The following is a 14,761-nucleotide window of genomic DNA, read 5'->3' on the forward strand; positions in this document are numbered from 1 at the left end:
TTGTATGTATGTCTTTTACTAACAAAAACATTTATTTAAATTCAATTGTTTGGGAGCTTTTTCGATACTTATAATATATGATGCCGATGACGTCCGCTATAAACCATCCGATAGGAATAGACCACCAGATTCCGATGACCCCGATGGCAGGAATGCCGGCAAGCCAATAGGAAAGGGCTACACGGGTTCCCAACGATACCACTGTGAGCACTACGGACATTCCCGGCATACGGATGGCACGATAATATCCGTATAACAGGAACAAAATCCCGATTCCGCAATAAAACGCTCCCTCGATGCGTAAATAACTGATACCGATGTTCAGAATTTCCGTTTCGTGGGGGCGGACAAAAATCAGCATCAATGGTTTGGCGAATAAAAAGACCAGAATGGAAATGACCAGAGAGAAGAGAACGGTGGTAATCAAGGCACTTTTCACTCCTTTGCGGATCCGTTCCTCTTTTCTCGCTCCGAAGTTCTGGGCAATAAAGGTGGAAAAGGCATTTCCGAATTCCTGTACCGGCATATAGGCGAACGAGTCTATTTTTATTGCTGCCGCAAAGGCGGCCATGACTACAGTGCCAAAACTGTTGACCAATCCTTGTACCATGAGAATGCCCAGATTCATTACCGATTGTTGTACACAGGTCAGTGCGGAGAACGAAGTGATCTCTTTCAGGCAGTGACGGTCGAAATGCAGGTCGTTGCGGTGTAATCTCAGTTCGGGGTATTTCACGTAGGCATATCCCATAATTCCCAAAGCGGATACTCCCTGTGCGGCTACCGTGGCGATGGCTGCTCCCTTGATTCCCCAATCCAACTGCAAGATAAAGAACAAATCCAGCCCGATGTTCAGTACAACGGAAACCGCCAGAAACCAAAGAGGAGTGACGGCATCTCCTATGGCACGCAGCAATGCCGCATAGAAATTATAGATAAAGGTAAAGCCGATTCCCCAAAAGATAATCCACAAGTAATCATACATCATGCCATAAATATCTTTGGGAATCTGCAATATCCTGAGGATGGGATGAATCCAGACGAAAACCGCTATATTTAGAATCAATGTTACTGTGCCGATCAGCAGGACGGATACATAGATGCTACGGCGTAGGGAATCCGTTCGTCCGGCTCCATATTGCAAGGAAAAAACGGTTCCGCTTCCCATGGACAATCCCAGCAGGATGGAAATAAGGAAAACCATCAGCGTGTAGGCGGAACCGACGGCGGCCAATGCGCCGGAACCTATACATTGTCCTACAATCAGTGTGTCGGCTATGTTGTAACACTGTTGTAGCAGTGAGCCTATAATCATAGGTAAGGTAAAACGTAGCAGAGTGCCGGTGATGCCTCCCTGCGTCAAGTCTATTTTAGATAACATGATGTGCGTCTGTTCGATTCAATTTCTTATTTATTTTGAAATTTATTGCGAAGGTAGGGAATAAAATATCAAACAACAATAGAGATTGTCTATTTAATACCCGGAATGTTCTTTCTCCTTAAAAAGAGTTAACTTGATAATATTTTCCATAGGAAACTTTTTATTATAAGAAATATCATGTATGTTTGCATAAAGTTTCCATTGGAAAATATTAAATCAAATAAAATAGTTCGATTATGAAGTATATAGTAATAGGAGGCGTAGCAGGAGGTGCAACTGCTGCCGCACGTATCAGAAGAAACACGGAACAGGCGGAAATCATTTTGTTCGAGAAGGGAGAATACATTTCGTATGCCAATTGTGGTCTGCCTTATTATATAGGAGGTGTGATTGCGGAGCGGGAAAAATTGTTTGTACAGACTCCGGAGGCTTTCGGGAAACGTTTTAACATAGATGTGCGTACCCGGTCCGAGGTAATAGCCATCCATTCTGCCGATAAGACAGTGGATATTCGTACTTCCGACGGGAAAACTTATACGGAGAGTTATGACAAATTATTGCTTTCTCCGGGTGCGTCGCCTGTTCGTCCTCCCTTGCCGGGCATTGACAATGAAGGAATTTTTACCCTACGTAATGTGAATGATACCGATGCTATCAAGAGTTACTTGCAGCAGCATAAGGTGAAACGGGCGGTAATCATCGGGGCCGGATTCATCGGGTTGGAGATGGCGGAGAATCTGCAGGAAGCCGGTGCGGAAGTGGCGGTTGTAGAGATGGCAAATCAAGTCATGGCTCCTATTGATTTCTCTATGGCTTCTTTGGTGCACGAGCATTTGTTGCAGAAAGGAGTGCATCTCTACCTGGAAAAGGCGGTGGCTTCTTTCGAGCGCACGGTCAACGGACTGGAGGTTATTTTTAAATCGGGCGAAAGGCTGCCTGCCGATATGGTGTTGTTATCCATCGGGGTACGTCCCAATACCTCATTGGTGACAGAGGCCGGACTGGAGATAGGGGAGATGCGCGGCATTAAGGTGAACGATTACTTGCAGACTTCCGACGAGTATATTTATGCGGTGGGCGACGCTATCGAGTTCCGTCATCCGCTGACTGATAGACCGTGGTTGAATTATCTGGCTGGTCCGGCCAACCGTCAGGCGCGTATTGTGGCAGATAACATGGTTTTTGGAAATAAGGTTACATACGAAGGGGCTGTCGGTACTTCCATTGCCAAAATTTTTGATATGACTGTCGCTGCTTCAGGCCTTCCGGCAAAGCGGTTGAAACAGGCAGGCATTGATTATTTGTCGGCAACCATCCATTCCGGTTCCCATGCGGGATATTATCCCGATGCTTTACAGATGTCCATTAAAATAACCTTCTCTCCTGTGAACGGGAAATTACTTGGAGCGCAGATTGTGGGGTATAATGGAGTGGACAAACGTATTGACGAATTCTCGCAAGTGATTAAGCATAACGGAACTGTATATGACTTGATGGCTTTGGAGCAGGCATACGCTCCTCCTTTCTCTTCGGCTAAAGATCCTGTAGCAGTAGCCGGATATGTAGCCGGAAATATACTGAGCGGAAAGATGAAGCCTCTTTATTGGCGCGAGTTGCAGGCTGCCGATTTGAGTAAAGTTACGTTGGTTGATGTCCGTACTCCCGATGAATTTGCACTCGGTGCTTTGAAGGGGGCTGTCAATATTCCTTTGGATGATATGCGCGAAAGGATGAAAGAGATTCCTCAGGATAAGCCGGTCTATTTGTATTGTGGAGTGGGGTTGAGAGGGTATCTGGCTTCTAATATATTGTTACAGAATGGCTTTGGGGAAGTAAGGAATTTAATAGGAGGTTTGAAACTGTATAAAGCGGCAACGGCTCCTCTGCCCAAGCCGAAGGAGTTCTCAAATTCCGGATCTTCAAGTTCTGATTCTTCAAAAGTTGATCATTCTGAACACAGTAAAGATTCTGCTGAAGCTTATACTATTGCCTCTTCCGTCATTCCTTCTATGAAAGCAATAAAAGTGGATGCTTGTGGCATATCTTGTCCCGGTCCTATCATGAAGCTGAAGAAGAGTATGGAAGAACTGGCGGACGGCGAACGTCTGGAGATTGTCGCTACGGATGCCGGTTTCCCCCGCGATGCCGAAGCATGGTGCCAGACTACCGGGAACCGTTTTGTCTCAGTAAAGTCAGGAGCAGGAAAGTATGAGGTAATTGTTGAGAAAAGTACTCCGCAATCTTCTTCCTCGGAGGTTTGCCGGGAGGATAAAGGGAAAACTTTTATTCTGTTCAGTGACAACCTGGACAAAGTTTTAGCTACTTTTGTACTCGCAAACGGTGCGGCGGCTACGGGAAAGAAGGTGATCATCTTCTTTACTTTCTGGGGGCTGAATGCTATCAAAAGATTGGACAAGCCTGCGGTGAAGAAAGATATCTGGGGGAAGATGTTCGGCATGATGCTGCCTTCCAGTTCTTTAAAGTTGAGATTGTCTAAAATGAATATGGGTGGAATGGGAGCCAGGATGATGCGATATATCATGAATAAGAAAAATATCGACTCACTGGAATCTCTGCGTACTCAAGCCATTCAGAACGGAGTGGAATTTATAGCTTGCCAGATGTCAATGGATGTAATGGGTGTGAAACGTGAGGAATTGCTGGATCATGTGACTATTGGCGGAGTGGCAACCTATATGAACCGTGCCGAACAGGCGAATGTAAACTTGTTTATTTAAATTTGCATGGAGAAAATAAAATCAATATGTGTCATGAGAGAGTTGTTCAAGGCTCTCTCTGAACTTGAAACCCGCTTGATGGAACAATATGGAGTGTCATTGAATGAGGCAATGGCACTTTGTTGCATTGGCGGAGATACGCTGACAGCCAGTGTGATATCGGAAAACACAGGTCTGTCTGCTTCGCATACCTCTAAAGTCATCCGTTCCATTGAAGAGAAAGAATTAATCGTCCGTAATTTGGGGGATAAGGATAAACGGCAGATGCATTTTACTTTATCCGATAAAGGGCGTGAATGTTTGGAAGCGCTGAAAGCAAATGAAATAGAAATACCGGAACTATTAAAGCCATTGTTTAAATAAACCCTTCTCTTTTCCATTTGTTTATTCCGGATATGAAACTGGAGAAATGGAAAAACAAGTGGAAGGAGTGGAGCAATCTGCGCAAATGGCAAATATGGAAACTGAAGCTGATTGATGCCCGTCTGTATTTCGTGAGCATATTCGTGGGGCTGCTTACGGGACTGGTTGCTGTGCCTTATCACTATCTTCTCTGGTATTTCTTTGATGTGCGGAAAACTTTTTTCACGGCGCATTATCCGTGGTATTGGCATGTATTGTTGTTTTTTATCTTATGGGGGATTCTGATCTTTGTCGCTTCTTTGGTAAAACGTATGCCATTGATAGCCGGAGGCGGTATTCCTCAGACACGTGCGGCCAATAACGGTCGTATCCGTTATGAGCATCCTTTTAAGGAACTGGTGGCCAAATTCTGCGGAGGTGTGTTGGCTCTCAGTGCGGGGCTGTCCTTGGGACGCGAGGGGCCGTCTGTTCAGATAGGGTCTTATATAGGAACACTTATCTCCCGTTGGGGACATATCCTGAAAGGGGAACGGAAACAATTGCTGGCTGCCGGAGCCGGTGCGGGCTTGTCTGCCGCTTTTGCCGCTCCGTTGTCTTCTTCTTTGCTGGTAATAGAATCCATCGAGCGTTTTGATGCGCCTAAAACCGCCATTACTACCTTGTTGGCCGGCGTGGTAGCCGGAGGAGTGGCTAGTTGGATGTTCCCCACGACTCCTTATCATCTGATTAGTGCGGTCGTTCCCGGTTTATCTTTTATCCGTCAGGCAGAGCTTTATATTATCTTTGCCGCCCTTATGGCTGTCATTGCAAAGTTTTATTCGCTCATCGTTCCTTTCTTTCAAGAAAGGATACCTGCCATGAAACTCTCCATTCCTGTCAAGATGTTGTATTTATTGATCATAGCTTATGCCATATCGTTAACAGAGACGAATCTGACAGGTGGCGGAGAGCAGTTTTTGATGATGCAGGGAATGAATGGAACTCATGATATCCGGTGGCTTACTATCATGATGCTTATTCATTTTGTTTTTACGCTGTTTTCTCTTTCTTCGGGTTTGCCGGGAGGAAGTTTCATTCCTACCTTGGTTACGGGAGGATTATTGGGACAAATCTTCGGGTTGGTATTGGTACAGCGCGGATGGATAGGGTATGAGAATGTGAGTTATATGATGCTGATCGGGATGGTGGCTTTTTTGGTGGCTGTGGTGCGTACCCCTTTGACTGCCATTGTTCTGATAACGGAGATTACCGGTCATTTCGAGGTGTTCTATCCTTCCATCGTGGTAGGTGGGTTGACTTATTATTTCACCGAATTGTTACAGATAAAACCTTACAATGTATTGCTGTATGACAGGATGTTCCGTAGCCATAATCCGAAGTCTTCCGAAGGGGCTGGTGCCCGCTATCATCTTTTTGTCGAGATAATGGATGGGTCTTATTTTGACGGAAAGGAAGTGGATACATTGGCTTTACCTAATCATTGTATCATTCGTAGTATACACCGGAATCGTAAAAACTTACTTCCTCAGGGGCAAACCCTGGTTCCCGGTGATCAAGTGGAGATAGAAATGGATGCGCAGGATATAGAAAAATTATACGAACCGTTGGTCAGTATGGCAAATATCTATTAAATTTGCCGTATGAAAAAGAAATTCCAGCTTGAAGTTCCGGGAGGAGCCGACAAAGTGTTGCTTCATACTTGTTGTGCTCCTTGTTCATCAGCCATCATAGAGTGCTTGATGCAGCATGGTGTCACTCCGGTTATCTATTATTGTAATCCCAATATTTATCCGTTGGAGGAATACATTATCCGCAAGGACGAATGTACGCGGTATGCCCAGTCCTTGGGATTGGAAATTATAGATGCCGATTATGATCATGATGCCTGGCGTTGTCGAATGGCAGGAATGGAGCAAGAGCCTGAAAGAGGAGGCCGTTGCTTGCGTTGTTTCAAGATGCGACTGCAGGAAACCGCACGTTATGCCCACGAACATGGATTCCCGGTTATCACTACTACGCTTGCTTCCAGCCGTTGGAAAAGTTTGGAACAGATAGAGGAAGCGGGCCGATATGCTACGGCTCCTTATCCGGATGTCACTTATTGGGAACAGAACTGGCGTAAAGGTGGATTGAGCGAGCGTCGCATTGCTATCATTAAGGAATATAATTTTTATAATCAGCAATATTGTGGCTGTGAGTTCAGTATGCGGAAAGAAGAAAAGGGAGGATGACGAGAATGAAGATGTTCAAACTGTGGATGGTTGTAATGTTATTGGGACTCTTGCCCATTGTTTCAGAGGCGCAAGAAGAAATAAATAATGCCATTAATGTACAGTTGGAGTATCTGAAAAAGTATCCTAAAGACAAAGAAGCACTTCGGAAAGTTAGTTTTCTCTATCTGAATAAAGCAGATTATGATCAGGCTATCTTTTATGGTCGACAATTGTTTGAGTTGGGTTATAATGAACGGGATTACAATGGCGCTGTAATTTATTCTCATATTTGTCTGGGGCAGGCCCATATGATGAAGGGAAATGTAAAGGAGGCTTATAGTCATTTAGGGCAGGCCAGGCTGATAGGTGAAAGTAATAAAAATGATTCCGCCTTATGTTCCGTATATAATGGGCTGGGACTTTATGCATCGAATGTCCAAAAAGACTATTATCGTTCACTTACCTATTTCTTCAAAGGAGTTGAAGCTGCAAGACGTTGTCATTATGACAGGCTCTATTCCATTTTGCTTTCTAATATTGCCGGTATTTATTATTTGAAAAATGATAGCACAGGATTGAAATATGCTCTTGAATGTTATGAACTGGGACATGAACGGAAAGATCCTTATCTGATTTATAGTGGTTCAACCAATACCGCTTATATGTATTATTTGAAGAGTGACTATAATACAGCATTGAAATATATTCAGGAGGCGGAGTTCACCATGGTGCAGAATGACTTTTATGATCAATCAAACGTTTACAATCTTTATGGATATATTCTGCATAAATTGAATAAAGATGATGAAGCGCTGGTTTTTTTCCGGAAGGCTTTGGATTTGAAAGAACAGGGAAATATTTCTTCAGTGATGAATTCTTATTTGGGCTATGCCGAAATTTTAATGGAGCATCACCAGTATGACCGGGCTGTCCGGATGCTGAAAGCCGGAATAGAACTGTCTTACCAACAGGCTAATGCCATCTATCGAAGTGACCTGTTGAAGGCTTTATCCCGATGTTATGAAGAAGATGGTATGCTGGTAGAGGCGTTGAAGTATCATAAGCTCTATCAGCTGGAAACAGATAGCTTATATAATGCGGAAAAGGAACGTGCTGTGGGGGAGATACGTGCAAAATACGATATGGAACGGCAGGAAAACGAGATAAAACAAAACCGTCTGGAATTATTGGAAAAGGAAAATAAGATGCAATTGCTTATAGCCGGATTTATCTGTATCTTCATAGCTGCCTCTTTACTATATTACTTATATTACAGAAAAAATAAGCTGTACCTTACCATTGTGAAGCAAAATCAGGACGCTATCCGGCGTGAACAGCAATTGCAGAACAAGATAGATGAGCAGTTTGCAGAGATAGGCCGCCAGTCCGCTCTTTTACAAGAATATCTTACGGATTCGACGAAAACTTCTTTGCCGCAACCTGAGAAATATGCTTCATCCTCGTTGACAGATGAAAAGAAGCAGGATTTATTTCTGCGTTTGGAAACGCTGTTGTGGGAGGAGAAGGTATTTACAGACAATTTGCTGACCAAAGAGAAAGTAGCGGAAATGTTGGGAACTAATCGTACTTATCTCTCTCAAATTATTAATGAGCAGACCAAGCAGACTTTTACTCAATTTGTAAATGGTTTCCGCACAAAAGAGGCAGTCCGTTTACTTTCCGATCCTGATAACCAAACTCCGCTAAAGGCGATTTCAGCTGAATTGGGCTTTAATTCCATGACTACTTTTTATAGCCAGTTTCAGGCGGCTACTGGTATGACTCCCGCTCAGTATAGAAACAAAGTGCAGGAATTGCATAAAAATAGATAATCTATTAATTTGCTATCATAAATTTATCCAAATGCGGCAATTGCTGTATTTGGATAACCTATTTTTGCTATAATTTAAAATTTTATGCATTAATTTGCTATCGACGCAATATAAGCTGCAAAACTGTTTTAACAATAAAACGGGACTTAAAAGTGATTATAAACAGTATTAATATTAAATCTATAAAAAGTATGAAACATTCAGATTACCACGGAAAGCTACTTCGACTGGCGATGTTTTTCGTTGCATTGTTTTTGTGTGGAACAATGGCATATGCACAAACAGACCGGATGATCAGCGGTATAGTTGTAGATGAGAATGGAGATCCCCTGCCTGCCGCTCACATCCGTCAGGTGAGCCAGACGAAAGGGGAGGAACTGGCTGCTGTCATAACCGATATGAACGGGCACTTCCGGCTGACCCTGCTCCGCACAGCGAAAGAGATAGAAATCTCTTACTTGGGCTATGAATCAAAGAAAGTAAGATTGACAAGTGCGAACAGTTACAGAATTGTCTTGGAGCCGGCCTCCGAACTGCTGGACGAGGTGGTGGTAACCGGATATCAGACTATCTCCAGGGAACGGGCTACCGGTTCATTTGCGAAAGTAGATTCGAAAAAGTTGGAAACCCAACGGTTAAGTAGTGTCAGCTCATTGATGGAGGGAAGAATAGCAGGTTATAGTGACGGTAAGATACGTGGTGTGACTTCGATGAACGGACTTACTACTCCTCTGTATGTGATTGATGGGTTTCCGGTAGAGAAAACTATTTCTGACGGACTGGGCAACTGGGTCGAAAATGTGCCTGATTTGAATATAGAGGATATAGAGAATATTACGGTATTAAAAGATGCCGCGGCTACGTCTATCTATGGTGCTCGTGCTGCTAATGGTGTAGTAGTCATCACTACTAAAAAAGCCGGAAAGAATCAGCTGAATGTATCATTTTCAGCGACATTGACAGTACGCCCTTATAATTTTTATACCGGTCACTTAGCCGGTACGGCTGACATGATAGAGATGGAAAAGGAGTGGGCAGCCATGAATCCTAATCTTCAAGGAGAGGGAGCATCCCAATATGCACAGAATTTGTTGGACAATGCATCCATGTATTCCTGTTTGGGGGTACAGGCTATTTTAAAACATCATACAGGTGCGATCAGCGAAGCACAAATGGAGCAGACGCTACATGAACTGGCTTCACAGGGATTCCGTTATTATGATGATGTGAAGAAATATGGTAAACGAAATCCGTTTTCGCAACAATATAACTTGAATATCGGGCGTGGAACGGAAAAAAATACATTTAATGCTTCGCTGTCTTACAGGAATAACCGGGAAGAAGATAAATATACTGACAGCGAGAGTTTCGGATTGAATTTGCAGAATACTACCCGGCTTACTTCATGGCTGAGTCTGGATTTGGGAACGTATCTGAATTATGGAGATGGTACAACGCAGAGTTATAATCTGACCTCACCCGGATATAATTATGTTCCTTATAGTTCGTTGTTGAATGGCGATGGAAGCTACTATACTAACACGGCTGCGGACCGGTACAGTAAGTCACAACAGGAAATTATTTCTTCTTACGGATTGTATAGTATGGATATTACCCCTTTGGACGAATTGGGAAGAAACTTGTCGAAGAGTAAGAATTTTAGTAATCGTACTTTTGCGAGACTTAATTTTAAATTCACAGACTGGTTGAGATACACTGCTTCGTTCCAATATGAAGTAGGGGAATATAAGACAAGCCAATTGCAAGATAAGGAAAGCTATGCTGTACGTAATAAAGTAAATACATTTGCTACTGATGCAAGTGGGAGTGGCCAGGCTACTTATAATCTTCCTTATGGCAATATTTATACAACGGGGACTAATAGTATCCGTGCTTATAATTTCCGTCAGCAATTGGATTTTAACAAGACATTTGCAGAAAAACATGATGTGACCGCTTTGTTTGGTATGGAAGTACGTGAAAATAAGACGGAATACAATAATCGGAAATATTATAATTATGATCCGGCTTTACTAACTTATGATCTTATTGATGAACGGGTGCTGAGTAATACTTATACCGGAGTTTTGGGAAACTATGTATCATTCAATAAAAATGATATCTCCAATATCTATGAACTGGTAAATCGTTTTGTTTCTTTTTATGGGAATGCAGCTTACACGTATGATGGTAAATATATGGTGACAGGAAGCATTCGTTGGGATCGTACCAATTTGTTTGCTACTGGTTCCAAGTATCAGAAGAAACCTATCTGGTCGGTAGGTGCTGGTTGGAATCTGGACAAAGAATCTTTTTTTAAAGTTTCATTTATAAATATGATGAAACTGCGTTTCAGTTATGGTATCGGTGGTAACATCGCCAAGAATTCTGCTCCTTATATGACGGCTTATTATAATAATAATACCCATGTGGGCGGCATACAAGGGACTATCAGCAACCGTCCTAATCCTGATTTGCGGTGGGAAAAGACAACTACAGCTAATATTGGTGTAGATTTCTCTATGTTTAGAAATCGATTGAACGGTTCTATTGAATATTATAATAAATCGGGCGTGGATTTGTTAGCCAATACCAATGGAGTACCTACTGAAGGTTTTGGTTTTTCTACTTATACCATGAATAATGGTAAAATGAGAAACCGTGGATTCGAGTTGACTCTTTCCAGTGATGTCATTATGGGAAAAGATTGGAATTGGAACGTAGGTGGTGTGCTGGGATACAATAAGAATAAAGTGACTTATGTCAATGTAAAAGCACCTGCTATTTTTCTTCAGTTCGATTATCCTGCCGCCTATCCCCGTGTTGGAGTGCCTTATAATGCCATTTATGGATATCTGTGGGCAGGGCTGGATAGTAAAGGGCAGCCTCAGGTGTATGACTCGGAAGGAAATATCCATGTAAGCAGTTCACCGCAAAAAGTGGAGGATGCTGTGTATTTAGGAACTTCTGTTCCGGTTTATAGTGGGGCTATTAATACCAATCTCCGTTATAAGAATTGGGAACTGGCTGCTCAACTGCTTTTTGAAGGGGGGCACAAAATGCGGAATACCAATATAGCCTATCCGGGATTAGGAGTGACAAGTAAGGATGTGAGTAAACGTTGGCGTCAGCCTGGTGATGAGGCATATACCGATGTACCACGCTATGTTCCGTCAGAAAGCAAGGATTATAATTCTTACTCATCCGATCTTTATAGCAAGGCTTCCATTCATGTACTTGATGCCGATAACTGGCGCTTGAAGAATCTCTCTGTTACTTATCATGTTCCTGCAAGTGTATGTCAGAAGTTTTATGTAAAAAATGCACGTATCATGCTAGGTATGGAAAATGTGTTCACTTTGGCTAAAAGTCGTGATGTGAAATGGATGCTTGGGGGATATAGTAAACCAAATTATTTGTGTAATGTCAATTTGAACTTTTAAATGAGAGCAATATGAAAAAGATACTATTTATGATAATGACAGTGTTAGGGTGGATAAATCTGACTTCTTGTAATGATTATTTGGATATTGTTCCCAAAGGGAACAAAATTCCTACTACCTTGGCTGATTTTGAAGCATTGCTGCGAGATGAATATACCATTGGCTATATTCCTGTAACGAATAGTCTTTATCTGTTGAATGATAAATTTGTAGGACAAAGCAGTCTGACTAGCGTTACCCTTACGAGTGCCAATTATCTGTGGAATGAAACAGCGGACAGAATTGTACTGAACAATCAGGACGAAGGGACTTATTACCGTAGTTATATGGCTATTTCCACTTGTAATCTCTTGCTGGAGCATGTTCCCGTTGCAACCGAAGCGACTGATTCCGAACGCAATGAGGTAATGGCTTATGCCAAAGTGATTCGCGCTATGAGCTATTACATACTGGCCAATTATTATGCTGATACCTATGTGTCTGCAACTGCCGGTACTAAACTGAGTGTACCTTTGATAACCAGTGCCGATATTAATGCTCCTCACAAGCAGGTCACTATTCAAGAAATCTATGATTTCATGATTAAAGATGTAAAAGAAGCCATACAACAAGGATTACCCCAACAGTCAAGGACTGTTATCCATCCCAATTTGGGAGCAGCCTATGCCTTCTTGGCACGGGTCTATTTGCAAATGGCGAATTATGAAGAAGCGCTGAAATACGCGGATATGGCTTTGGAACAGAATGATACTCTGTATGATTGGATATCTTATTACAACAGTCATAAGGAAGCTATTACAAAAGAAGACAGTTATCCGTCGTTACCGTCAGCGACAGGGTATGATTATGTGGAGAATTACTATTTCCGTTGTGGAGAGGGTAACCCTAACTATGCTACCAGCGAACTTAATATTCCGGTGGAACGTGCGGAGAGTTTCGAGGGAGGGGATGCGCGTTTTCTTTCCCGCTGGAAACTGCGTACGGTAAATCAGGATACTTACTATCAAGGTTTGGCCAAAGGATATTTCAACGGGGCTGGTCTGACCACTTGCGAGGTATATCTCATCAAGGCCGAATGTTTGGCACGTCAGGTCACAGGTAATGATTTCTCTGCTGCTATGGATGTGTTGAACAAGGTACGTAAGACCCGTATTCTGCCGGAGATATATCAACCCTTGCAAGCTTCAACTTTGACAGAAGCCATTGACTTGATCCGACGTACGAAAGACAATGAATTGATTTTCACTATTGTGCCATTCGCTGATGCCCGGAGGTTTAATGCCGAAGGTACTTTTGCACGTGCACTATCCAAAACATGGGAAGGGCAGACTTATACATTAACCCCGGCTTCACATCTTTGGATTATGCCTTTCCCGGCAGGTGCCGTTCAGAATCCGGGTAATGGAACTATCACTCAAAATGTATCTAAATAACCTATAAAAACAGACTTTATGAAATTGATGTATTTATTAGCAACATTCGCCGTTGTTTTGGTGATGATGGCATCTTGTACCCGGCAGTCGGTAACGGGGTACACACTGACAGCTGCAATTGATGGAATTCCTGACGGATCCCATGTACAGCTATTTCCTGTAAGTCATGGTCATGAAAAACCGGTGGCGGACACTACTGTTGTAGATGGAAAATTTATATTTAAAGGGGTGGCGGATGAACCTCTGGCTGTACGGTTGATGGTGAAAGATGCATACGGTTCCATGCCTCTGATGTTGGAGAATGGCAGTATAAGCGTGGAGGGTAAGGTGACTTCTGAAAACCTTAATGGAACCGTGAATTATAATTTTTCACAGGTTTCAGTGACGGGATCTCCTTTGACGGACAAATATGTAAAATTATTGAGCACACGTGATGCCTTGGATTCTATTTATGTGACGAATAACGAGAAGTTTAAGGATATCCGTGTTGCCTATGGTAAAGCGAGAGTTGCCAAAGATAAGATCTTGATGGATTCTGTCGTTGCTACGGAAGCTTACAAAGCATCTGCCGTGGCCGATAGTTTGTTCTTTGCTACGGTAGATGCCACTTACTATAAATTAGTTATGGACAATAAAGAGTCTTATTGGGGGCCTCTGATGATGATCAGTTTGTTTTCTTATCTTACCGAAGAGCAGAAACCGTGGTATGATGCCTTGTCAGAAGAGGCTAAACATTCCCGCTATGGAAAAATGGTGAAAGAGAGTGTGGCTCCTGATAGTCAGATCGGTTCTAAAGTGCCTGTCTTTACAGCCAAGTCACAAGATGGGAAATCGGTAACTTTAACCGATTTGTGCCAAGGTAAGAAGTATGTCCTTATTGATTTTTGGGCATCATGGTGTAATCCTTGCCGTAAGGAGATTCCTAATTTGAAAAAACTCTATACGCAATATGCAGACAGGGGTTTCCAGATTGTAAGTATCTCTATTGATAAAAAAGAGGCGGAATGGACAAAAGCGCTGAAAGAAGAACAACTTCAGTGGCCTAATTTTTTGGATACTGAAGGTATTGCTGATATATATAAAGTGAAATTTGTTCCTACTATGTATTTGATAGATGCCCAAGGGGTCATGGTAGGAGAAAATCTTCGTGGTGAGGCTTTGGCAAATAAACTGGCTGAGCTTTTTGGAGAGATTGAATAATCATATTCTTTTTATGGTATTCTGACATAGAACGGGGCAGAGTCGATGAATAAGTTGGATCTGTCCCGTTGTCTTATGTTTCGGACTGACCCTTCTTCTGAGATATTCAGTTAATGTTTCTAAAGATAAATGGTCTATGGAAATGATAATCCCTAATC

Annotated in this window: 9 protein-coding genes; 8 read left to right on the forward strand and 1 reads right to left on the reverse strand. The window is 42.6% G+C overall.

Annotated elements, in window-relative coordinates:
- Positions 1–31: 31 nt before the first annotated feature.
- Complete coding sequence (locus BVU_RS12195; protein ID WP_011965597.1) at positions 32–1,381, reverse strand: MATE family efflux transporter; 1,350 nt, start codon at positions 1,379–1,381, stop codon at positions 32–34.
- 236 nt (positions 1,382–1,617) lie between these two features.
- Between BVU_RS12195 and BVU_RS12200 the strand changes: the two genes are divergently transcribed.
- From BVU_RS12200 to BVU_RS12235, 8 genes are all read left to right on the forward strand, one after another.
- Positions 1,618–4,119, forward strand: a complete 2,502-nt coding sequence (locus BVU_RS12200) for an FAD-dependent oxidoreductase (RefSeq protein ID WP_011965598.1) — start codon at positions 1,618–1,620, stop codon at positions 4,117–4,119.
- Between the two features lie 33 nt (positions 4,120–4,152).
- Positions 4,153–4,482 carry a MarR family winged helix-turn-helix transcriptional regulator gene (locus BVU_RS12205; protein ID WP_005840477.1) on the forward strand — a complete coding sequence of 110 codons (330 nt, stop codon included), beginning with the start codon at positions 4,153–4,155 and terminating at the stop codon, positions 4,480–4,482.
- 32 nt (positions 4,483–4,514) lie between these two features.
- Positions 4,515–6,113, forward strand: coding sequence for a ClC family H(+)/Cl(-) exchange transporter (locus BVU_RS12210; protein WP_011965599.1), 1,599 nt, complete (start codon positions 4,515–4,517; stop codon positions 6,111–6,113).
- Positions 6,114–6,122: 9 nt separating this feature from the next.
- Positions 6,123–6,713, forward strand: a complete 591-nt coding sequence (locus tag BVU_RS12215; protein WP_005840472.1) for an epoxyqueuosine reductase QueH — start codon at positions 6,123–6,125, stop codon at positions 6,711–6,713.
- Positions 6,710–8,527, forward strand: a complete 1,818-nt coding sequence (locus tag BVU_RS12220; RefSeq protein ID WP_011965600.1) for a helix-turn-helix domain-containing protein — start codon at positions 6,710–6,712, stop codon at positions 8,525–8,527. Before BVU_RS12215 ends, BVU_RS12220 begins: the two co-directional genes overlap by 4 nt.
- Before the next feature lie 191 nt (positions 8,528–8,718).
- Positions 8,719–11,970: a SusC/RagA family TonB-linked outer membrane protein gene (locus BVU_RS12225; RefSeq protein ID WP_011965601.1), complete on the forward strand. Its 3,252-nt coding sequence runs from the start codon at positions 8,719–8,721 to the stop codon at positions 11,968–11,970.
- Positions 11,971–11,981: 11 nt separating this feature from the next.
- Positions 11,982–13,403: a RagB/SusD family nutrient uptake outer membrane protein gene (locus tag BVU_RS12230; RefSeq protein WP_011965602.1), complete on the forward strand. Its 1,422-nt coding sequence runs from the start codon at positions 11,982–11,984 to the stop codon at positions 13,401–13,403.
- Positions 13,404–13,421: 18 nt separating this feature from the next.
- Positions 13,422–14,603: a TlpA disulfide reductase family protein gene (locus BVU_RS12235; protein ID WP_005840463.1), complete on the forward strand. Its 1,182-nt coding sequence runs from the start codon at positions 13,422–13,424 to the stop codon at positions 14,601–14,603.
- Positions 14,604–14,761: the final 158 nt, after the last annotated feature.

It is taken from the genome of Phocaeicola vulgatus ATCC 8482 (assembly GCF_000012825.1).
GTDB lineage: Bacteria > Bacteroidota > Bacteroidia > Bacteroidales > Bacteroidaceae > Phocaeicola > Phocaeicola vulgatus.

What these genes read in the sequence shown, in the direction of transcription:
- BVU_RS12230 (WP_011965602.1), top strand. Translation starts at nt 11,982, where the DNA reads ATGAAAAAGATACTATTTATGATAATGACAGTGTTAGGGTGGATAAAT.
- BVU_RS12220 (WP_011965600.1), top strand. Translation starts at nt 6,710, where the DNA reads ATGACGAGAATGAAGATGTTCAAACTGTGGATGGTTGTAATGTTATTG.
- BVU_RS12210 (WP_011965599.1), top strand. Translation starts at nt 4,515, where the DNA reads ATGAAACTGGAGAAATGGAAAAACAAGTGGAAGGAGTGGAGCAATCTG.
- BVU_RS12235 (WP_005840463.1), top strand. Translation starts at nt 13,422, where the DNA reads ATGAAATTGATGTATTTATTAGCAACATTCGCCGTTGTTTTGGTGATG.
- BVU_RS12205 (WP_005840477.1), top strand. Translation starts at nt 4,153, where the DNA reads ATGAGAGAGTTGTTCAAGGCTCTCTCTGAACTTGAAACCCGCTTGATG.
- BVU_RS12195 (WP_011965597.1), bottom strand. Translation starts at nt 1,381, where the DNA reads ATGTTATCTAAAATAGACTTGACGCAGGGAGGCATCACCGGCACTCTG.
- BVU_RS12215 (WP_005840472.1), top strand. Translation starts at nt 6,123, where the DNA reads ATGAAAAAGAAATTCCAGCTTGAAGTTCCGGGAGGAGCCGACAAAGTG.
- BVU_RS12200 (WP_011965598.1), top strand. Translation starts at nt 1,618, where the DNA reads ATGAAGTATATAGTAATAGGAGGCGTAGCAGGAGGTGCAACTGCTGCC.
- BVU_RS12225 (WP_011965601.1), top strand. Translation starts at nt 8,719, where the DNA reads ATGAAACATTCAGATTACCACGGAAAGCTACTTCGACTGGCGATGTTT.